Source organism: Aeromonas sp. sif2433 (assembly GCF_019218705.1).
Lineage (GTDB): Bacteria > Pseudomonadota > Gammaproteobacteria > Enterobacterales > Aeromonadaceae > Aeromonas > Aeromonas encheleia.
In genome coordinates this window covers 11,698-32,350 of the sequence record NZ_JAHUXD010000005.1, presented here as the reverse complement: position 1 = coordinate 32,350, position 20,653 = coordinate 11,698, and the positions used below count along the sequence as shown (strand labels likewise).

The 20,653-nt window shown below is 63.0% G+C and carries 20 protein-coding genes; 10 read left to right on the top strand and 10 right to left on the bottom strand.

Features of this window, described 5'->3' with window-relative positions; all coding sequences use genetic code 11:
* Positions 1-72 precede the first annotated feature (72 nt).
* The 3 genes from KW825_RS09165 to KW825_RS09155 all read left to right on the top strand — a co-directional run bounded on the left by KW825_RS09165 (position 73) and on the right by KW825_RS09155 (position 6,616).
* Positions 73-2,871, top strand: a complete 2,799-nt coding sequence (locus tag KW825_RS09165) for a response regulator (RefSeq protein ID WP_218329003.1) — start codon at positions 73-75, stop codon at positions 2,869-2,871.
* A gap of 147 nt (positions 2,872-3,018) precedes the next feature.
* Entirely contained in the window at positions 3,019-4,755 is a 1,737-nt protein-coding gene (locus tag KW825_RS09160; RefSeq protein WP_218329002.1) for an ABC transporter transmembrane domain-containing protein, read from the top strand.
* A gap of 109 nt (positions 4,756-4,864) precedes the next feature.
* Complete coding sequence (locus KW825_RS09155; RefSeq protein ID WP_218329001.1) at positions 4,865-6,616, top strand: ABC transporter transmembrane domain-containing protein; 1,752 nt, start codon at positions 4,865-4,867, stop codon at positions 6,614-6,616.
* Positions 6,617-6,680: 64 nt separating this feature from the next.
* On the opposite strand, the gene KW825_RS09150 is transcribed toward KW825_RS09155, so the two are convergent.
* Positions 6,681-7,862, bottom strand: a complete 1,182-nt coding sequence (locus KW825_RS09150; protein ID WP_218329000.1) for a hypothetical protein — start codon at positions 7,860-7,862, stop codon at positions 6,681-6,683.
* 548 nt (positions 7,863-8,410) lie between these two features.
* On the opposite strand from KW825_RS09150, the gene KW825_RS09145 reads away from it, so the two are divergent.
* Entirely contained in the window at positions 8,411-8,884 is a 474-nt protein-coding gene (locus tag KW825_RS09145; protein WP_042652285.1) for a DUF4442 domain-containing protein, read from the top strand.
* Positions 8,885-8,923: 39 nt separating this feature from the next.
* Here KW825_RS09145 and ybcJ read toward each other — a convergent pair whose 3' ends face one another.
* The 4 genes from ybcJ to KW825_RS09125 form a co-directional block, all read right to left on the bottom strand.
* On the bottom strand, positions 8,924-9,157 hold the full coding sequence (ybcJ, locus tag KW825_RS09140; protein WP_218328999.1) for a ribosome-associated protein YbcJ: 234 nt from the start codon (positions 9,155-9,157) through the stop codon (positions 8,924-8,926).
* A 178-nt stretch (positions 9,158-9,335) separates the two neighbouring features.
* The gene (locus KW825_RS09135) at positions 9,336-9,746 is read right to left on the bottom strand and encodes a MaoC family dehydratase (RefSeq protein ID WP_042652283.1); all 411 of its coding nucleotides are present in this window, start codon (positions 9,744-9,746) and stop codon (positions 9,336-9,338) included.
* Positions 9,743-11,527: a class I poly(R)-hydroxyalkanoic acid synthase gene (locus tag KW825_RS09130; protein ID WP_218328998.1), complete on the bottom strand. Its 1,785-nt coding sequence runs from the start codon at positions 11,525-11,527 to the stop codon at positions 9,743-9,745. The genes KW825_RS09135 and KW825_RS09130 overlap by 4 nt, the downstream gene beginning before the upstream one ends.
* 90 nt (positions 11,528-11,617) lie before the next feature.
* Entirely contained in the window at positions 11,618-11,968 is a 351-nt protein-coding gene (locus KW825_RS09125; protein ID WP_042652281.1) for a phasin family protein, read from the bottom strand.
* 314 nt (positions 11,969-12,282) lie between these two features.
* Between KW825_RS09125 and KW825_RS09120 the strand changes: the two genes are divergently transcribed.
* The 3 genes from KW825_RS09120 (at position 12,283) to pdxY (ending at position 14,900) form a co-directional block, all read left to right on the top strand.
* Positions 12,283-12,846 (top strand): VC2662 family protein, encoded by a 564-nt coding sequence (locus tag KW825_RS09120; RefSeq protein WP_042652280.1) that lies wholly within the window; start codon positions 12,283-12,285, stop codon positions 12,844-12,846.
* A gap of 77 nt (positions 12,847-12,923) precedes the next feature.
* Positions 12,924-13,679: a DUF429 domain-containing protein gene (locus tag KW825_RS09115; RefSeq protein WP_218328997.1), complete on the top strand. Its 756-nt coding sequence runs from the start codon at positions 12,924-12,926 to the stop codon at positions 13,677-13,679.
* 357 nt (positions 13,680-14,036) lie between these two features.
* A complete protein-coding gene (gene pdxY / locus KW825_RS09110; RefSeq protein ID WP_218328996.1) occupies positions 14,037-14,900 on the top strand; it encodes a pyridoxal kinase PdxY in 864 nt (287 codons plus the stop codon).
* Positions 14,901-14,937: 37 nt separating this feature from the next.
* On the opposite strand, the gene KW825_RS09105 is transcribed toward pdxY, so the two are convergent.
* The 4 genes from KW825_RS09105 to cyaB all read right to left on the bottom strand — a co-directional run bounded on the left by KW825_RS09105 (position 14,938) and on the right by cyaB (position 16,905).
* Positions 14,938-15,249: an antibiotic biosynthesis monooxygenase gene (locus KW825_RS09105; RefSeq protein WP_218328995.1), complete on the bottom strand. Its 312-nt coding sequence runs from the start codon at positions 15,247-15,249 to the stop codon at positions 14,938-14,940.
* Positions 15,250-15,385: 136 nt separating this feature from the next.
* Positions 15,386-15,892: an N-acetyltransferase gene (locus KW825_RS09100; RefSeq protein ID WP_218291285.1), complete on the bottom strand. Its 507-nt coding sequence runs from the start codon at positions 15,890-15,892 to the stop codon at positions 15,386-15,388.
* Positions 15,893-15,943: 51 nt separating this feature from the next.
* A complete protein-coding gene (locus KW825_RS09095; protein ID WP_218328994.1) occupies positions 15,944-16,336 on the bottom strand; it encodes an NUDIX domain-containing protein in 393 nt (130 codons plus the stop codon).
* 17 nt (positions 16,337-16,353) lie between these two features.
* Positions 16,354-16,905, bottom strand: coding sequence for a class IV adenylate cyclase (gene cyaB / locus KW825_RS09090; RefSeq protein WP_218328993.1), 552 nt, complete (start codon positions 16,903-16,905; stop codon positions 16,354-16,356).
* Positions 16,906-17,173: 268 nt separating this feature from the next.
* Here cyaB and KW825_RS09085 point away from each other — a divergent pair, with 268 nt between their 5' ends.
* From KW825_RS09085 to KW825_RS09075, 3 genes are all read left to right on the top strand, one after another.
* The gene (locus KW825_RS09085; protein ID WP_218328992.1) at positions 17,174-18,019 is read left to right on the top strand and encodes a DUF5718 family protein; all 846 of its coding nucleotides are present in this window, start codon (positions 17,174-17,176) and stop codon (positions 18,017-18,019) included.
* Positions 18,020-18,223: 204 nt separating this feature from the next.
* On the top strand, positions 18,224-18,556 hold the full coding sequence (locus KW825_RS09080) for a YnfA family protein (RefSeq protein WP_042652272.1): 333 nt from the start codon (positions 18,224-18,226) through the stop codon (positions 18,554-18,556).
* 155 nt (positions 18,557-18,711) lie between these two features.
* Complete coding sequence (locus KW825_RS09075) at positions 18,712-19,149, top strand: acetyltransferase (protein WP_218328991.1); 438 nt, start codon at positions 18,712-18,714, stop codon at positions 19,147-19,149.
* Between the two features lie 72 nt (positions 19,150-19,221).
* Here KW825_RS09075 and KW825_RS09070 read toward each other — a convergent pair whose 3' ends face one another.
* Positions 19,222-20,631: a DEAD/DEAH box helicase gene (locus tag KW825_RS09070; protein WP_218328990.1), complete on the bottom strand. Its 1,410-nt coding sequence runs from the start codon at positions 20,629-20,631 to the stop codon at positions 19,222-19,224.
* Positions 20,632-20,653: the final 22 nt, after the last annotated feature.

Here is a 20,653-nt window from a genome sequence, read left to right as displayed (position 1 = left end):
TTTTTCACAGTTGGCTTTCTGCGGTGGCATCCGTCACCGGGTGGCCGGCCATGACATGAGAATCGAGACGGGATGAAGAGTGTTGCACGCGTCAATCGCGTTGTCCTGAGCCTTATCATCATATCGCTGCTGGCGTTTTCGACCTATTGCTGGCAACTGCTCAGCCAGCAACAACGCGCCTCCGAGCTGAGTGTGGCCGCGGAGCTGGTCTTGAACCGCATCAACACCGACACCGTCTATCTGCTGGGCCGCGAGAAGGCCAGCGATGGCAGCGTGCAGCTGCGGCTCAGCCAGCTGTCCAGCAGCCTCGACAACTTCGTGAGCCGGGTGCGCGAGGATCCGGACTCGGCCGATGATCCCAAGTCCCAGGCGTTGCAGCGTGACATCGATGGCTATCTGCTGGATCTGGCCAAGCTCTATACCATGGAGATGACCATCGAATACCTGGAGCCCCGCTTCCAGAGTCAGCTCAAGTCGTTGACGGCGGCCCTGCCGCGGGAGACGGCGCTGCACAACGATCTCACCGATCTGGTCAGGCTCAGCCACTATCTCAGACGCAGCTGGGACATGAGTGATCAGCGTCAGCTGCAACAACTGCAGCAGCGCATCAAGGAGAGCTATGGGCAGCAGCCCCAGGTCATGGCGATCAATCAGCTCAGCCAGGAGCTCAATCGCCAGGTGATGGAGTATCACCGCCTGCGCAACCAGATCATCGAGATGAAAGAGTTGAACTCGCTGCCGCTGTGGAAGCAGAGCAAGCTGGATCTGGCCTCCTCCCTCAAGAGCCGGTTCTACCTGATGGTGCTGGGTGGCGCCCTGCTCAGCTTCTCGCTGGTGGCCATCACCCTGTGGCGCCGCAACCAGAAGCTGAGCGAGCTGTCCCGTCATACCGGGCTGCTGGCCCAGGCCAAGAGCGACTTTCTGGCCAACATGAGCCACGAGATCCGCACCCCCATGAATGCGATCATCGGCTTCAGCGCCCTGGCGCTGCAGACGGATCTCAGTCAGCAGCAGCGGGACTATCTCAACAAGATCAAATCCTCGTCGGACACCCTGCTGCTGCTCATCAACGACATCCTGGACTTGACCAAGGTGGAGTCCGGCAAGCTGACCCTGGAGGAGATCGACTTCGACCTGAGTGAGCAGCTCGACTCGCTGGCGGCCATGTTCGCCGATCTGGCCGAGCGCAAGCAGATCGAGGTGATCATCAACAAGTCACCGGCAGTGCCCGACTTCCTGCGCGGCGATCCGCTCCGGCTCGGCCAGGTGCTGGTCAACCTGGTCAACAACGCCATCAAGTTCACCGAGCGGGGGGAGGTGGAGGTGGCCATCACCCTGGTCAACCAACATCCGATGCGGGTGCGCTTCAGCGTGCGCGACACCGGCATCGGCATAGCGCCAGAGAAGCAGGCGCAGTTGTTCCAGCCGTTCACCCAGCTGGAGGCGGGCAACACCCGCAAATACGGCGGCTCCGGCCTCGGCCTCAACATCTCACAGCGGCTGGTGGGCTTGATGGGGGGCGAGATCGGCGTGCAGAGCAAACCCGGGGTGGGCTCGACCTTCCAGTTCGAGATCCCCCTGTCCCAGGCCGTCTATGGGGTCTCCGGGCGGCGGGTCTTCTTCGAGCAGCAGCCCCTGATCCTGATGATGGACGATAACGAGCTGGTGCTGGAGCTGGCCAAGGACATCCTGAGCCGGGCCGGCGCCACCGTGATGACGGTGAACAGCATCTCCCGCGCCCGCCAGGTGCTGCGGGAGGAGGGCCACCATATCCGGCTGGCGATCCTCGACTGGCGCATGGGTCAGGAGGATGGCCTGGATCTCGCCCTCGAGATGTACCAGCACAGCCAGTGGCGGCGGCTGCCGGTCCTGATGACCAGCGCCTGGGCCAGGGAGGGGCTGCACGGGCGCATGGAGAGCATGGGGCTGACCCACTTCCTGGCCAAGCCGATGACCGAGAATGCGCTGCTGGCCAAGGTGGATGAGTTGCTCAACGGCAGCTCCCACGATCGCAACGTGCGTCAGGCCGAGGCGCAGGGCGATCAGCAGCACTTTCGCGATCTGCTGCACGGCACCCGGGTACTGCTGGCGGAAGACAACAGGGTCAACCAGCAGCTCATCATGGAGTACCTGCGCCGGGTGGAGGCGGTGGTCACCGTGGTCGACAATGGCCGCGAGGCGGTGGAGCAGGTGGCGGAGCAGCCCTTCGATGTTATTTTGATGGACCTGCAGATGCCGGTGCTCGATGGCCTGGATGCAACGCGCCAGATCCGCAAGATGGTGGACAAACACGATGTGCCCATCATAGCGCTGACCGCCAGCGCCATGCCGGGGGACAAGGAGCGCTGCCTCGGCGTCGGCATGAACGGCTATGTCACCAAGCCGGTCAGCAAGCTGGATCTCTACAACAACCTGCTGCAGTGGGTGAAGAACGCCAACGGCGAGCGACGGGCACCGCTCGAAGTGAAGCCGCCGGCTCTGATGGGAGTGCTGGATCTGGAGGATGCGCTGCGCCGGCTGGAGCAGGACAGGGAGGCGTTGCAGATCCTGTTCAAACTGTTCCTGTCCGAGCACAAGGACGATCTCTGGGAGATCCGCTCCGCCCTGCGCCGTCAGCAACCCGAGGTGGCTTGCCGCCTGCTGCACACCCTGAAGGGGGTGTCGGCCAACATCTCCGCCTCCCGCCTGCAACTGCTGGCCGGTGAGCTGGAATGGCGGTTGCGGCTGAAAGAGGAGCTGGGCGAGAGCGAGCTTATCCAGTTGCAGCAAGTCTTCAATCAGACCCGGGAGCAGGTGTCCCATTTCCTGCTGACCGGCGAGCAGCAGGAGTCTGCCGGCATACTGTTCGAGCCGCGGGATGAGCGGCTGTGACGCGGGGCGGATAGCCATCGTTCTCAAGCTGGCCGCTTTCAGGCTATGATGGCCCCATTTGCATCGCCCCCGCCTCGGGGGCGATTGTATTGAGCTTCTCTTATGACCAACGGCGGCCCCCTGGGCGCCGCGAGAAAGGATGTTGATGTGAGCGTATTTCTACGGCTTGGCTGGTTTTTCAAGGAGCAGTGGCGGCGTTATCTGACCGCCATCGCCTTGCTGATGATGGTGGCGCTGCTGACCGTGATCCCGCCCAAGGTGGTGGGCTGGGTGGTGGACGGGGTCGCCAAGGGCGAGCTCGATCATGGCACCCTGATGGGCTATCTGGCGGGGCTGTTTGGCCTTGGCCTGCTCATCTACCTGCTGCGTTACGTGTGGCGGGTCATGCTGTTTGGCGCCTCCTATCGGCTCGCCTATGTGCTGCGCAACCGGCTGTTCCACCACTTCACCCGCATGAGCCCCGACTTTTACCAGCGTCATCGTACCGGCGATCTGATGGCCCACGCCACCAACGACATCCAGGCGGTGGAGATGACGGCCGGCGAGGGGGTGTTGACCCTGGTGGACTCCTTCATCGTCGGGATCCTGGTGCTCTCCATCATGTGCAGCCAGTACTCCTGGCAGCTGACCCTGCTCTCTCTGTTGCCGTTGCCGGTGATGGCGTTCTTCATGAACCGCTTCGGGACCCAGATCTACAAGGAGTTCAAGGCGGCGCAGGGAGCCTTCTCCAGGCTCAACAACAAGACCCAGGAGGCCCTCTCCGGGGTGCGGGTGCTCAAGTCCTATGCGGTCGAATCCCTCGAGGATCAGGGCTTTGCCGAACTGACCCGGCAGGCGGGGGAGTGCAACATGGCGGTGGCCCGCATCGATGCCAAGTTCGATCCCGTGATCTACCTCTGCATAGGTTGCTCCTATTTCCTGGCGGTGGCGGGCGGCAGCGCCCTGGTGCTGCAAGACAAGCTGACCCTGGGGGAGCTCACCAGCTTCACCATGTACCTGGGGCAGCTCATCTGGCCCATGTTCGCCATCGCCTGGCTGTTCAACATCATAGAGCGCGGCAGCGCCGCCTATTCCCGCATCGAGAGTCTGCTGGCCGAGCGTAGCGACATTCAGGATCCCGAGGCACCGCAGCCCCTCACGGCCAGCTTCCCCCTCTGCATGAAGGGGGTGGATTACCGGTTGGAGCAACGCAGCCTGCTGCAGGGGATAGATTTCAGCCTGCAGCAAGGCGGCATGCTCGGGGTGGTGGGGCGCACGGGGGCGGGCAAGAGCTCGCTGCTCAAGCTGCTGATGCGGCTGGCCAACCCCAGCGCCGGCCAGATCACCATGGGCGGCGTGCCCATCCAGCAGCTGGCGCTGGCCGATCTGCGCAGCCAGTTTGCCTATGTGCCCCAGGAGCCGTTCCTGTTCTCCACCACCATAGCCGCCAACATCGCCCTCGGCCGGCCCGAGGCCAGCCAGGAGGAGATCGAGCGGGTGGCTCGCATCGCCTGCGTGCACGATGACATCAGCCGCTTCCCCATGGGCTATGCCACCGAGGTGGGCGAGAAGGGGGTGACCCTCTCCGGCGGCCAGAAACAGCGCCTCGCCATCGCCCGGGCCCTGCTGCTGCCGGCCCCTATCCTGGTGCTGGACGATGCCCTGTCGGCGGTGGATGCCCATACCGAGCAACAGATCCTGCAGGCGCTCAAGGCCCATAGACGCACCCTGATCCTGATCAGCCACCGCATGACGGCGGTGGAGCAGGCGGACGAGATCCTGGTGCTGGAGCAGGGCCGCGTCAGTGAGCGGGGTCGCCACGGCGCCCTGATGGCCCACAACGGCTGGTACGCCGACATGGTTCGCTATCAGCGCCTGGAGCAAGACGTGGAGGAGAGCCTGTGAGTTTGATGATAAGACGAGTGGCCCCCCTCATCCCCAACCCTTCTCCCGCGAGGGGAGAAGGGAGCAAAGAGAGTCAATTCCTTGGGAACGCTGTGCTGGAGGCGAGTCTGTGAATCCAACCATCAAACGCCTGCTGGCCTATTGCGCTCGCTACCCCCACTGGCTGATCCAGGCGGGCATCTGTCTGCTGCTGGCCACCGGCGCCGAGGTAGCGGGACCGCTGCTGATCAAGCTGTTCATCGATGACTACCTGGCACCGCGCCAGCTGGTGTGGCCGGCCATCGCGGCGCTCGGGGCGGGTTATCTCGGTCTGCAACTGCTGTCGGCCGCCGGTTTCTACCTGCAGTCCCTGCGCTTCAACCGCATCGCCCAGGCGGTGGTGCAGACCCTGCGCGAGCAGGTGTTTGCCACCGCCATCCGGCTGCCGGCCCGCTATTTCGACAAGCATCGCTCGGGCTCCCTCATCTCCCGCATCACCAACGACACCGAGGCGATCATGAACCTCTATGTGCAGGTGATAGGGCTGCTGGTGCAGAAGGTGGTGCTCTTGTGCGGCATCCTCATCTCCATGGCGCTGCTGGATCTGCGGCTGATGCTGGTGTGCGCGACCCTGTTGCCGGCGGTGGGCGCCGTGATGTGGCTCTACCAGCGCCTGAGCGTGCCTGTGGTGCGGACGACCCGCAGCCTGCTGTCTGATATCAACAGCCGGCTCAACGAGTCGCTGCAGGGCATGCCGGTGATCCAGGCCATGGTGCAGGAGCGCCATTTCGCCAACGCTTTCGCCGACATCAACCAGCAGCACTGGTCGGCGCGGCTCAAGAGCCTCAAGATCAACGGCATACTGCTGCGTCCGCTCATCGATCTGTTCTACATGATGGTGCTCATCGGCCTGCTTGCGCTCTTTGCCCAGGAAGGGCTGAGCGCCAATGGCGCCATCCAGGTGGGGGTGCTCTACGCCTTCATCAGCTATCTGGGACGGATGATAGAGCCGCTCATCGAGATGACCAACCAGCTCAACCAGCTGCAACAGGCCATGGTGGCGGGGGAGCGGGTGTTTGCCCTGCTCGACGAGACCCGCGAGAGCACCGGGGGGGAGAGCCCCGCATTGCAGGGGCGGGTCAGCTTCGATCGGGTGAGCTTCTCCTACGATGGTCAGCAACCCGTGCTGCGGGAGGTGAGCTTCAACGCCCGTCCCGGCCAGATGCTGGCGCTGGTGGGCCACACCGGCAGCGGCAAGTCCACCATCATCAGCCTGCTGATGGGCTTCTATCCGCTGGCGAGCGGGCAGATCCGCTTCGACGATCACCCCCTGGGGGAACTCTCCCTGGCGGCGGTGCGGCGCAGCATCGGCCTGGTGCAGCAGGATCCCTTCATCTTCGTCGGCACCCTGGCCGAGAACTTGCGCCTCGGCCGCGCCGGCATCGACGAGGCGCAGCTGTGGCAGGCACTGACCGAGGTGCAGCTGGCCGAGTTCGTGCAGAGCCTGCCGGACGGGCTGGACACCCTGATGGAGGAGGGGGGCAAGAACCTCTCCGCCGGTCAGCGCCAGCTGCTCTCGTTTGCCCGGGCGCTGGTCGGGGATCCGCGCATCCTCATCCTGGATGAGGCCACCGCCAGCGTGGACTCCCAGACCGAGTTCGCGCTCTCCCAGGCGCTCTCGGCGGCCCGCCGTGGCCGCACCACCATCGCCATCGCCCACCGGCTCTCGACCATAGTCGATGCCGACGAGATCCTGCTGCTCTCCCGCGGTCAGGTGAACGAGCGCGGCACCCACGCCGAGCTCATGGCGCTGGGGGGCCACTACGCCCAGCTGTTCGAGATGCAGAGCCAGGGCGCCTGGCTGGAGGAGAAGCGGGCCTGAGCCCGCTCCCCATAAAAAAACAGCCGGCAGATGCCGGCTGTGTTGTCTCTGTTGTGTGGGAGGATCAGACCGTGGCCTTGCCCCGTGCGATCTGCTTGGGTTGCAGGGGCGGGAAGTCGTCGTTGAAGAAGGTGTCCGCCTCGTCAATCTGCGCCTTGCGCTGCTTCTGGATGAAGTTGTCGAAGTCGCGCTTGATCTCCGGATCCTTCAACGCCTCGTAGTCGAACACGTTGGCGGCATAGAGGTAGTTGAAGTAGATGTCGACAAATTCGGCGCTGGCGCAGGCGGAGGTGAACTTGCTGTTCTGGCGGTCGAAGTTGATGCGGTACTGCTTGATCTTGGGCACATAGACCAGCTCGCTGCCCACCTTGAACACCTCGACCGTGATACCCACCGTGATGGTCTTGTAGAAGTCCTTGTTGTTCTCCACCCCGAAGCGAATGGCATCCCCCTGCTTTTGCAGGAACTTGTTGAAGCTGGCCAGCGCCGTGGTGCCCTGGCTCACCACCACGTCCATGATGAAGTTGATGAAGTCGGTGGCGATGCTGAGCCCCTTGATGTGGCGGCTGTAGCTCTGCTGATCGATCTTGCTCGGCCCCATCAGGGGGATCTTGGCGAGGGCCCTGGCCCAGAGATCCGCATCCGTCTTGTACTGCTCGCCATAGGCTTCGGCATAGCGGTTGATATAGGCGGTGACCACGGAGGTGATGGCGATGAGATAGGCTTTCTGCTCGGCCAGTCTGGCCATCACGGCGGGATCATCGAGCAGCTCGTTGGCCACGATGAACTCCACCAGGCCATCCTTGTCGGCATAGGGATCGTTTGCCACATTCCTGGCGGTGGTGGGCAGGTTGACGTCGTTGAAGAAGGCCTCGGCTTCGGCGAACTGATCCCGGTTGTTCAGACGGCTGGCGGGGGCTTCGCGCACCAGGTGGCAGAGCACTATCTCGGCCTCGTAATCGGACTCGCGCCACAGAGGGGCCTGTGTCTGGTTGCCGAAGGTCTTCTTGTAGGCGAGATTGAAATCGATCAGCACCGAGCTGCAACCGCAATCCATGGCGAAGTCGACGGCGTAGCTGAGCTGGCCTGAGGGCAGCGGCTTGCTCATCTTGCCCTTGACCGCCAGGTTGGCGTAGCACTTGAGGTACTCCCGGCCAAACAGCTCATAAGCGCGGTTGTTGTTGAAATTGAGCTGGAAGGTGCCGGCACTTTCGCCGCCGTTGAACAACTGTTGATTGTTACCCATCTCTTTATCCTTGTGCTGTGTGAAAAGGTGGCCCGTTGCCGTACGGCCATTCGCGGGCCAGAACAGCCTAGTGAGGGATGAGACGGATAGTTACTGTGACTTATGTCAGTGGCGACCTGGGGGGCGCCGACTAGCGCCGGCGAGGGCAGGATTAGTCCTTAGCTTTCATTCGGCTAGGGTTGTCATCTGGCTGACACAGTGGCGCCAAGCTTTAAAAATAAGGGAAGAGAGGGGCTGACCATGCTCGCCATCGGGGCCATGGCGCCCCGTTTTACGATTTTCCACATAGATGAGATCCCTCCTTCATCTGGGAAAAAGTACCTTGGCGAGAATGGAACAGTGCTGCTTGCCCATGGTGGCTGGGTGCGCGAGTACGCAGATATCGGGGCTGCCTTTTGCTCATTGATGATGTCCAGGGCGGGGTAACGGGCGCCCCTCTGGCTCGAAAACCACCTGACGGGAGGCGCAGGGTGTGAAAAGGGTGCTTGCCTATGGGGTGTGATGCTGGCAACATTTCCGTCACACTCACTCATCGGATCAGTTTGCATATGGACTTGCAACGCTTCAAAGCCAATCTGGCGCTGCGCCTGTTTGCCTGGCGCTATATTCCCGTCATCGGATTCTGTTCCCCCGTCATCGAGAGCATGGATGCCAAGGCGCTGCGCATTCGCATTCCGCTCGGCTGGCGTACCCGCAACCACCTCGGCAGCATGTATTTCGGCGCGTTGGCGACCGGCGCCGATCTGGTGGGGGGCCTGCTGGTGATGGAGAAGGGGCGGACGAGGCGCAAGAAGGTGCACTTCGCCTTCAAGGATGTGCAGGGGGAGTTTCTGAAGCGACCCGAGGCGGATGTGCAGTTTGACTGCGCCGCGGGGGAAGCGATCGATGCCATGATCGACGAATCGCTGGCGACGGGGCAGCGCATCAACCGCCCCATCCAGGTGGTGGCCACCTGTCCGTCGCTCAACGGGGATGAGGCGATGGCGCGCTTCGTGCTGACCCTGTCGATCAAGGCCAGCTGAATGCTAACGGGCGCGTCGGCGCCCTTATTCAAGCAGGGCTCAGAGGATCTCCGGGCTTATTCCTTCCTTTACCACGACCTTCATGCCGTTGAAGTTGACCACCTGCTCGGCGACGATTTTGCAGCGCTTGCGGGTCTCGATCTGACCATCCACTTCCACCAGTCCCTCGGCGACCAGTGCCTTGGCCGCGCCGCCGCAATCGGCCCAACCCTGATGCTTGATCAGGTCACACAAGGCAACGAAGGGGTGGCCTTCGAGCAGAAACGTCTCCATGGAAAATCCTCTTGCTTAAATGAATGCCTGACGTGGCAGGGCGGCCATTTTAGGCAGTTAGGGCCGGCAGGGAAAGGGTTAGGTCTGGATTGGGCAGAAAAAGGGAACATTCGGCGCAAGGCAAAAAATTCAGCCCGGCGAGGGCCGGGCTGAATTATTACGTGATGTCGAGCCTATCTCAGCCGAACTTAACCACGGCTTCTCCCGTCACGGCGAGGGCGCCGCTCTGGGTGAAGATGCGGGTGGCCAGGGTGACGATGGGTTTGTCATCGCGAATGGCGATCACTTCGACCTCCGCCAGCACCTCCTCCCCGACAAATACCGGCTGCTTGAAGGAGAGGGTCTGCCCCAGGTAGACGCTCCCTTTCCCCGGTAACTGCTGGCCCAACAGCCCGGAGAACAGGCTGGCCAGCAACATACCGTGCACTATGGGGCGCTCGAACGGGGTGCTGGCGGCAAACACCGGGTCCAGGTGCAGCGGATTGAAATCCTCCGACAAGCCGGCGAAGGCACCGACCTCTGCCGGCCCGAACCGCTTGCTCAGGCTGGCCTTCTGGCCGACGAACAGGGGGGTTGTTGCTGCACTCATGTTGTTACCTCTTCTGCTGCCTTGGTAAAGATGGGGTTGAGGCGCTCCTTGACGTAGCTGCCGGGGGCCGCCGCCAGGCCTTCGCCGGGCTCGCGCGCGGGGATGGGCTCTGACGCTTCGTCCCGCGCCTTGATGAAGGCGGTCATCTCGGGCCACCAGGAGCCGCCTTGATGGGTCGCACCTGCGTGCCAGGCCTCCGGGCTCTCGCAAGGGGCATCGTTTTGCCAGAAGCCGTACTTGTTGGCGGCCGGTGGGTTGATGATACCGGCGATGTGGCCCGACTCGGCCAGGATGAAGCGCTGCTCGCCACCGAACAGCCTCATGCCCTGCCAGGTGCCTTGCCAGAGCGCGATGTGGTCGTCGATGGCCGACACCAGCAGCACCGGTGTCTTCACCTTGGAGAGATCGATCCGGGTCTGGCGGATCTTGAGTTCCCCCTTCACCAGCTGATTCTCGAGGTAGAGACGGCGCAGCAGGCTGTTGTGGGTCTTGCCCGCCACGTTGGTGCTGTCGCCGTTCCAGTGCAGCAGATCGAAGGCGACCGGGCTCTTGCCCTTGAGGTAGCTGTCGATGTAGTAGTTCCAGTAGAGGTTGTTCTCGCGCAGCAGGCTGAACGAGACCGCCAGTTGCCGCCCATCCATGATGCCCTTGGCCTCATTTTGGGCCTCCAGCGCCGCTATGATGGGCTCGTGGATGAAGATGCCGAGCTCGCCCGGCTGCGAGAAGTCCAGCAGGGTGGTGAACAGGGTGGCGGTGCGCACCCGTTGCTTCTGACGGCGCGCCGCCAGCCAGCCCATGGCCAGCGACAGGGCGGTGCCACCGATGCAGTAGCCGATGCCGTGCACCTCCCGTTCACCGGTCGCCGCCTCCACCCCATCCATGGCGGCCAGCACGCCGTCGACCACATAGTCGTCGAGATCGATGTTGGCCTGGGCCGGACCCGGGTTGCGCCAGGAGATCATGAACACCGTCTGCCCCTGGGCGACCAGCCAGGCGACCAGCGAGTTCTGGGGACGCATGTCCATGATGTAGTACTTGTTGATGAAGGGGGGCACGATCAGCACCGGGGTCTTGGCCACGGTCTCAGTGCTCGGGCTGTACTGGATCAGCTCGTAGAGCTCGGTGCGCTGCACCACCCGACCCGGCGTCAGGGCCAGATCCCGCCCCAGCTCGAAGGCCGCCTCATCGGTCAGTCGAATGTTGAGCTGATCGGCGCTGCGCTCCAGATCCTCGGCCAAGAGCGCCAGCCCGCGCACCAGGTTCTGGCCGTCGGACTCCAGGGTCAGCTTGAGCAGCTCAGGGTTGGTCGCCAGGAAGTTACTGGGGGCCATGGCATTGAGATATTGGCGGGTGAAGAAACGCAGCCGCTCCCGGCTCTTCTGGGGCACGCCTTCCAGCGCATCGACCGACGCCAGCAGGTGTTTGGCCGTCAGCAGATAGGATTGTTTGAGATAGTCGTAGATGGGCTGCTCGCTCCAGGCCTCGGCCTTGAAGCGGCGATCCCCTTGTTCCGGCTGGATCACCGGTTCGCTCTCCTGACCCGCACTCTTGAGCAGGGTGTGCTGCACCAGTTTGAGCTGATCCTGCCACCAGTTCATCTGGGCATGGATCAGCTGCCCTGGCTGCTGGCTGGTCTGCTCAAGCACCTTGCCCAGATCGTCCAGATTGGTCTGCAGCAAGGCCTGTGCCGTGCGCTCGGTCTGGGCCTTGGCCATGGTCAGCAGCTTGTCGTTATAGTGGGACAGGGCCTCGAACAGCGGGCCGTACGATGATTGGCTCATGTTCTCTCCTTCACCCACGCTCGTGGCGGGACTAGCCCGTCATATCGAGTCATGGGGAGATGTGGCTGCCCGAACGGGCAGCCAGGGTTATCAGGCCTTGCCCGTGGTCTTCTTGATGCCATCAGCGGTCAGCACGTCCAGTTCTTCCTTGAACTGCTGACCGAGCGCGTTGAGCTTCTGGATGTCATCCAGCATCTGGCGGGAGAGTTGGCTGGCGGTTTCCAGCTGCACAGTGCCGAGGGCGGCCAGGCTCTGGGCATCCTGCACCTTGCCCGCCGCCTGCAACTGGTTCAGGCCCAGCTCGGCATAGGCGTTGGCGGACGCCAGTTGCAGTCGGGTCAGCTGTTCAATATTGCTGGCCAGCAACTGGTTGTAGCGGGTGAGGGGGGAGGCAAAGCCTTGCATCTGCTCGGTAAAGCTCTTGAGTATGTCCATATTCATCATGCGTCTCCATTTCGGCAGAACTGTATTGTTATGAGCCAACTGGCCCTGAGTGGGTACAACTTATCATCCATGGTCACGTGTTGCTTGCTCTGTTCAAACACACGTTTAACTATATTGTTACAAGATGTGGTTTGATGTAAATAACAGAAATGTTAATTTCAGTTTGAATTTTAATTTCATCTGTATTTATTGGCTGTCTTTGGTGAGAGTGGATTCAGACGAGCTGTGACGCAGCGCCGCCGGTGCGGCCTCGAACCCCGGGTCGGGCACTGGTAGGCTGCCCCGATGCTCAGATCCTCAAGGAATCCCCGATGAAATCCCTTACCCTGCTGCTTGGCAGCGGCACGCTGGCCCTCTGTGGCGCCGCCCAGGCCAGTACTCCGGTCCAGATCTCGCTGCCCGGTATCAACCTGCCGGCGTCCCATCAGGTCGAGGGGGCGCGCGCCTCCTTCCTGTACGGCCGGACCGGGCAGGTGAAGGGAATCGACTTGCCCGTCTTCGCCCTCTCCGACGTGGATCAGTTCACCGGCTTGCAGCTCGGCATCTTCTTCGGTGCGGCTCGGGTGCGTCACCAGTTTGGCGGGGTCGCCATCAACGCCGTCAACTGGCATGGCGGGCAGGACACCGGGCTCAACCTGGGCTTCGTCAACCTGACCAACAACGTGCGGGGGCTGAACTGGGGCGCGGTCAACATCGCCCAGGGCAACGCCCTGGCCAACGTCGGCTTCGTCAACTATGCCGAACGTACCACTTTCCAGATTGGCTTCGTCAATGCCACCAGGCATCTGGATGGCTTGCAGATCGGCCTGGCGAACTACGCCGAGAACGGCATCTTCCCCATCTTGCCACTCATCAACTTCAAGAAATCCTTCTAAGGCGCGGCCCAGCCTTGCATTAGCGAAGGCAACCATTACCCTGTGCAGCATCGACTGTGCAGAGAAGTGATCTTGAGATGACAACTGAGCATATGGATGCCATCGGCATCGGCTGGGATGTGAGAGGCTGGCAGGGCAACGCCCAGGCGGTGGCCGTGGTGGGCTGGCAGGCCCGCGAACAGCGGCTGCACTGGTTTGGCGTCTCCCCCCTGTTTCGACTGAGCTCCCGGGTTGCCCCGGATCTTGACGCATTGCTGCGCCCGGCGTTGCAAGACGAGATGAGCCTGATGCAGGTGCTGGCCTGTCCGCAGTTGGCCCTGGGGATAGATGCGCCGCTCGCCTTCCCGCGGGCGTTCGCCGAGCTGCTGGCAGGCAGGGGAGGCGAGTGCGCCGTGCCGCAGCGGGAGATAGACAACCCTTACGCCTACCGCGACTGCGAGCGCTGGCTACACCGGCAATATGGCAAGAAGCCGCTTTCGGCCACCTTCGACAGGTTGGGCAACAACGCCACCCTGGCGATCGCCATGCTGCCGCGCCTAGCGGACCTGCAACCGGTGCCAAGGCAGGTGCCACTGGCCAATCGCGCCGTGCTGGAGGTCTATCCGGCGCTGGCCAAGGTCGGTGGCAGAGCCTCCCTGGCCAGGACGGAGATTGCTTCTAGCCTGCCACCGGATGTCATGGCGGGGACGGATCGCTATGATGCCGCCCTCTGCGCCCTGATGGCGCTGCAGTATGCCGCCAGGGGAGGCATCGCGGCTCTGCCGCCGCTGGTCTCGGCTCCCGCCGATTTCCCGCTGGACGAAGGCTGGGTCTATCACTTCGCCCGGGATTGAGCCTTCGAACTAAGCCTTCAACACGGGCTGCCGCATTCCCTCGCTGGCAGCCCCTGTCTTTTCTCCTCGTCTGTTCCTCCTTGCATCAATGCCCAATCCGGCCTGGGTGTTGAAATATCGTTCTCATATGCCATCAAACAAGACAATTGAGACACCATAAGACCCCCAGCAGACGAGGTGCGCTCGGCCAAGAGGCAAGGCAGAGGGGTCAGCTGCGCGGGAAGCAGGGCGGAAAATCCAACATGGGGCCGCAGTTTTTCGGCTCAAATGGCGACAAGTGCCGCGAATCGCTGGAAGAGCCCGCTCTTCATCCGATATATTGCCTGCTTTCCTCATGCTTCTTCTGTGGTGGTTTCGATGAAACGCATTCTCTCTATCCAGTCCCACGTGGTTTTTGGTTGTGCCGGTAACAGCGCCGCCGTGTTCCCCATGCGCCGTCTCGGCATGGAAGTGTGGCCCATCAACACGGTGCAGTTCTCCAACCATACCCAGTACGAGGCGGGATGGCAGGGGATGGCGATGCCGGCCGGTCACATCGGCGCCCTCTGCAAGGGGCTGATGGAGATCGAGGTGCTGGGGCAGTGCGATGCGGTGCTGAGCGGCTATCTGGGCTCGGCCGAGCAGGGGGACGAGATCCTGGCGGTGGTCGCGGCTGTCAAGGCGGCCAACCCCGAGGCCATCTATTTCTGCGATCCGGTGATGGGTCACCCGGAGAAGGGCTGCATCGTCGCCCCCGGCGTGACCCGCTTCCTGACCGAACAGGCGCTGCCGGTGGCCGACATCATGGCGCCTAACCTGCTGGAGCTGGAGACCCTGTGCGACACCCACCTGGCCGATCTGAGTCAGACCCGCGCCGCCGCTCATCGGCTGTTGGCCAAGGGCGTCAAGATGGTGCTGGTCAAGCACCTGGGCCGCGCCGCCAGCCAGCCTGGCCGTTTCGAGATGCTGCTGGCCACGGCCGAGGGGGATTACCTGATCGCCCGGCCGCTCTACGAATTTGCCCGCCAACCGGTCGGGGTGGGGGATCTCATCAGCGCCCTGATGCTGGCGAACCTGCAGGCCGGCTTTGATGCCGTGGCGGCCTTCGAGCGCACCAATGCGGCGGTGGATGCGGTGCTGCTACGCACCTGGCAGGCGGATGCCTACGAGTTGCAGCTGATCGCGGCGCAGGCCGACTTCGCCGAGCCGCGGGTTGAACACCGCGCAGAGCGGCTGGCCTGAAGGGATGGCGTGATCAGCTAGCCTTGTCGGCGGTTGATCAGCTGACCGCCGCTCCGCCCGCGGTGACGGCCTGAAAATGCTCGACGGTGGGGAAGGGGTCGTAGAAGTGATGCAGCAGCGCCTTCCACTGCTGGTACTGGGGGGAGCCCCGAAAACCCCGGGTGTGATCCTCGAGTCGCCGCCAGTTGACCAGCAGCAGGTAGCGATGGGGATCGGTCAATGAACGCTGCAGCTGGTGGCCGCCATAGCCGGGCATGGCGCTGATGATGTGCTGGGCCTGGGCGAAGGCCAGCTCGAAGGCGGCGCTCTGACCCGGGATGATCTGCAGTGGGGCGACTTCCAATATCATGCTGGCTCCTTGCCTGTCTCCATGGAGGGGCCATTTCAGCAATGAATGAGCCAATAAACAAGGCCAGCCGCGAGGCTGGCCTTGTCGTTGCAAGCGTCAGGCGCCTGGCCGCACGCCGCCTCTGATTCAGAGCTGCTTAGAGCTGCTTGTAGAAGAACTGGGTCGCCGCCAGGGAGCCGTCGCCATTGCGAGCGAAGTCCGGGATCTGGCCCGCCTCCTGATAACCCAGCTGGCGATAGAGGGTGGAGGCCACGTCGCCGACCCGGGAGTCCAGCACCAGCAGGGTGCGTTTGGCGTCGCGGGCGCCTTGCTCCATGGCGTTCATCAGGGCGCGACCGACCCCCTTGCCGCGGGCCTCGCTGTGTACCATCAGCTTCTCCACCTCGGCTCTATGACCGCCGTTCGCCTTGGTGCAGAGCGCCAGTTGCAGCGCCCCGACCAGGTGGTGCTGATCGAAGGCCACCCAGAGCCTGCGTACCCCGTCGGCCAGATCCGCTTCTATACCCTGCCAGTATTCCAGCCCCAGCTCTTCTGGCAGTGGTGGCAGGAAGCCCACCGAGGCGCCACTGGCCACGCAGTCCTGCAACAGGGTGATCAGCGCCGGTTTGATGCCTCTGGTGCTATCGACCTCAATGATCTCCATTGAAACTCCTCATCGTCTATGACTCATCTCTCTTGCTACTCACATCGGGTATTAACGGATCAGCTCTTGCTCGGCCAACCAGTGAAACAGCAGGCGGGAGACCGGGGACACCTGGTCCAGATGGCGGCTGTCCAGCCAGCGCAGCTCGGCGATCTCCGCCGAGGCCACGGGGGTGCCGCTGGCCTCGCCGGTGTAGCAGCGCAAGTTGACCAGTACCCCTTGTGGCTTGCCATCGGCCTGGGCGCTGAATTCGCAGGCAAAGCGCAGCGTCTCAGGCAGCAGGGCGACGGCCAGCTCCTCCTCAATCTCCCGCCGCAGCGCGGCCTCGTCGCTCTCACCCGGCTCGCGCTTGCCGCCGGGAATGTAGTAGATGGCCTTGCCGTGGGAGCGGGCACACAGCAGTTGCCCATCCTTGAAGCTCAGCCAGGCGAGTTTATCGATCATGGGGCAAGTTCCTCTTGTCAAAATGCGCTCTGCTGCTCGCACAGGGTGCGATAGGAGCGGGTCTCCAGCCGGTCGGCCGAGAGCGCGAGTTGCGCCGCCAGCCCCTGCAACTGCTGGCGATAGCCGGGCAGCTTGGCCTCCTCGTCGGTCATGATGGCCAGCTCGGCAAAGTCGCCGAGCCCGTCCAGATGATCCAGGGTCAGGTGAAAGGGGCCGACGAAATAGATGCTGCGCCGCTTGGTGAGGGTCAGCACCTGCTGATAACCCAGGTTGTGCAGCATGCTGATGGCCTTGTCGGCATCGGTGATGTTTACGGCCTCGCAGCGATCGGCTCCCGGTCCCTTGACGATCCAGAGCCGGATGCCGGAGGGCTGCATGGTGCGGATCACCAGGCTCTTGCCCTGCTCGGCCAGGAGCCGCTGCGGCGTGTCGAAGTAGCAGTCCCGCTCATGATTATCCTCCACCATCACCTCGGGATTGAGGGCTTTGAGGGCGGTGAGGAAGGCGGCGCGATCCGTCAGGCGGTATTTGAATTCCACCTCGAAACGACCCTGAAAATGTGTACTCATGAGGTGCACTTGGCGCTCAAACGGCAAATGAATAGTGCAGACTAGCAAAAGTGCGGGGCTTGCCCAAGCGCCTGGATCACAGCTTGGGATCGATCGCCGTCTTTGTGCGCAGTCAGCACCTGAAAAGTCGGGCTGGCGCACAGCCCGTGGCAGGGTGACTGGGCGCCGTGGCGGGGCTGTGCTCTAATAAGCTCCCTCTTTGGCGGTAGGGTGCCGCCCATGAACAACGACAGCGGCGGTGAATGGGCCGACGCGAGTGGAGCCATAGATGCAGATCACGCAATTGAGCAACTTTATCGGATTGGGGGTGGCGGGCAACTTCGCGGGCCACCTGGAGCAGGCGGGTGAGGCGGCCGATTTTGTCGCCGTCAAGGTCACGGACAAGGTCGCCCCCAAGGCGCTGTTCCCCTTCTATGTGCCGTCCCATCCGGGCCAGCTCGGTGTCTTCCCGCTCAGCGGCGATGCCATCTTCCTGCCAGAGGCGGCGGTGAGCGGCGATGAGAAGGTGCAGATCGAGCCTGAGGTGGCGCTCTGGTGCGAGCTGGAGTACGCGGGGGAGCAGGTGGTGGCCATCCATCCCCGCGCCTTCGGCGCCTACAACGACTGCTCCATCCGTCGCCCCAACGCCAGGAAGATCAGCGAGAAGAAGAACTGGGGCCCCGAGAGCAAGGGCTTGGCCGAGAACCTGTTGCCGCTCAGCGGGTTTTCCGCCGGTTGCGAGCTCGATGACTATCGCATCGCCTGCTACCTGGAGCGCGATGGCGAGCTGCATGGCTACGGGGTCGACAGCGCGGCGGTGGATTACAGCTATTTCCATCAGCAGTTGCTGGCCTGGGCCATCGACAAGTTCAACCATCAGCAGGACGAGGGCCCGGCCGAGCATATCCAGGGGCTGCTGGCCCAGGCGGGCCGCCCGGCCCATGCGCTGATCAGCATAGGCGCCACCCGCTACACCCCCTTCGGCGAGACTCACTTCCTCAGACCCGGCGACACCTCCTGCGTGGTGGTCTACCCGGCCAGCCGCTACGGCGAGCTCGACATCCAGGACGCCATTCGTCGTCGCACCTTCGGCCCGGACGTCTCGGCTTTGCTGCAGGCGGTCAAGACCCGCTGATCCCCTCGGCCCTCCCCATTCCTGGGGGAGGGCCTGTTATTTGTGCCTCGCAGCCATCCCCGCATTGCTTGCGCCTCCTCAAGGGGCTGCCGTGATCCTGCCACCTTCCCATGAACAGCATGAGAAGCGGATTGAAGCGCGCCGATATAACAGTATGATTTGCCAAAAGAAGCGCCCTCATCGGCAAGGATCACTGCACCTCACATGATTGAACTCAAAACCATGGCCCTGTTTCTGGTGACGGCGGTCGCCGAGATCCTGGGCTGCTATCTGCCCTATCTGTGGCTGACCCAGGGCAAGAGCGCCTGGTTGCTGCTGCCCGCGGCCTTAAGCCTCATGCTGTTTGCCTGGCTGTTGTCGCTGCACCCCACCGCGGCTGGCCGGGTCTATGCCGCCTATGGCGGCGTCTATATCTTCGTGGCCATTCTCTGGCTCTGGGCCGTGGATGGCATCAGGCCCACGCTCTGGGATCTGGTCGGTGCCGGGGTAGCCCTGCTTGGCATGGCCATCATCATGTTTGCGCCGCGTCAGGCCTAGGGCCAGACACCGGGGAGGGCACAAGGCCACCCGCCGATTGTACGGATGGTCGGGCATCGGCTTGGTTGTCATCAGGCGGGTCGATGCCGAGGTGCTGGCAGGCCCGACCCTGAAGGGCATTAAGCCCGCCAATCAATAGACAGAGTCAACAAAGAATGAAAATTGAACAAGCGCAACCCGGGGATTATCAGACCCTGATCGCCATCTGGGAGGCGTCGGTGCGCGCCACTCATCACTTCTTGCCGGAGGAAGAGATTGTTGTCCTCAGGCCGCTCATTCTGGAGCACTACTTTGCCGCCGTGACGCTGACCCATGCTCGGGACGAGCAGGGGATCGCCGGCTTTTGCGGGGTGCATGATGGCAACATCGAGATGCTGTTCGTCGACCCCAGGGCGCGAGGGCGCGGGGTCGGCAGCCTGCTGGTGGCCGATGCCATCAGCCGGCAGGGTGCGACCCGGGTGGACGTCAACGAACAGAACGAGCAGGCGCTCGGCTTCTATCGGCGCATGGGCTTTGTAGTGACGGGGCGCTCGCCGCTGGATGGCCAGGGCAAGCCCTATCCGTTGCTGCACATGGTGCTCGCCGCCGGTTGAGGCCATCGAAAAACAAAAAACCGCCCGAGGGCGGTTTTTTCATTGCGGGCACCTGGCTTCAGGCACGGCGTCTTACTCCTCGGCGGAGTCGTCCTGATAGCTGTCACGCTGGGTCTTGGGCAGACGGCGCATGGGGGTGAAGCCGATGTCTTCACCCACGACCTCGCGCTTGCGCGCCGGGGCTGGCTTCCTGGCGGCATCGCCCCTGGCCACTGGCTTGCCTTTGCCCTTGGCGCCGGCCTTGTCGCTGGCGGACTTGGCATTGTGCTTGGCGTTGGCGTGACCACGGTCGCGCGGCGGGTTCTGCACCGGCTTGCTGCCCGGCAGGGTCTGACGGGTCGGCTTGCCGCTCGGCTCGTAGCCTTCCATGATCTCGCTCGGAATGCTCAGACCGATCAGCGCTTCGATGGCCTTGAGCTGATCCTGTTCATCCAGGCTGACCAGGGAGATGGCCTCACCGCCACGGCCGGCCCGGCCGGTACGGCCGATACGGTGGATATAATCCTCGGCCACCTGGGGCAGCTCGAAGTTGATCACGTGTGGCAGATGATCGATGTCCAGACCGCGGGCGGCGATGTCGGTGGCGACCAGCACCCGGACCTTGCCTTCCCGGAAGTCGGCCAGCGCCCGGTTGCGGGCCCCCTGGGTCTTGTCGCCGTGAATGGCGACGGTATCCAGGCCATCTTTCACCATCTGGTGAGCGAGGCGGTCGGCGATCTGCTTGGTGCGCACGAACACCAGCACCCGCTGCCAGTTCTGGCGGCCGATCATGTGGGAGAGCAGCTCGCGCTTGCGCTCGCGATCGACCTTGATGATGCGCTGGTTGACCTGCTCGGCGGTGCTGTTGCTCGGGCTCACCTCGATGAGGGCCGGATTTTTCAGCAGATCGTCGGCCAGTGCCTTGATCTCGTCCGAGAAGGTGGCGGAGAACAGCAGGGTCTGCCGCTCTTCCGGCAGCGCCTTCATGATGCGGCGAATGTCGGTGATGAAGCCCATGTCGAGCATGCGATCCGCTTCATCCAGCACCAGCACTTCCAGCTCGGTCAGGGTGAGGGCGCGCTGGGTCAGCAGATCCAGCAGGCGGCCCGGGGTGGCGACCAGGATGTCGACCCCGAGTTTGATGGCGTCCAGGTTCGGCTTGATGCTGACGCCGCCGTAGGCGATCAGGGTGCGGAACGGCAGGTGGTGGGCGTATTTGATGATGCTTTCACCCACCTGGGCGGCCAGCTCGCGAGTCGGGGTCAGCACCAGGGCGCGGACCTGGCGACGGCCGCCGCGGCCGTGGTTGGCCATCAGACGATGCAACATGGGCAGGGTGAAACCGGCCGTCTTGCCTGTGCCTGTCTGGGCGCCGCCCAGCACGTCCTGTCCTGCCAGAATGGCCGGGATGGCTTGCTGCTGGATGGGGGTTGGCTGTTCGTAACCCAACTCCTTGACGGCCCGCAGTATGTGCGGTGACAGACCCAGTTCATTGAATGACATGTTCGAGAGAAACTCCGAGCCT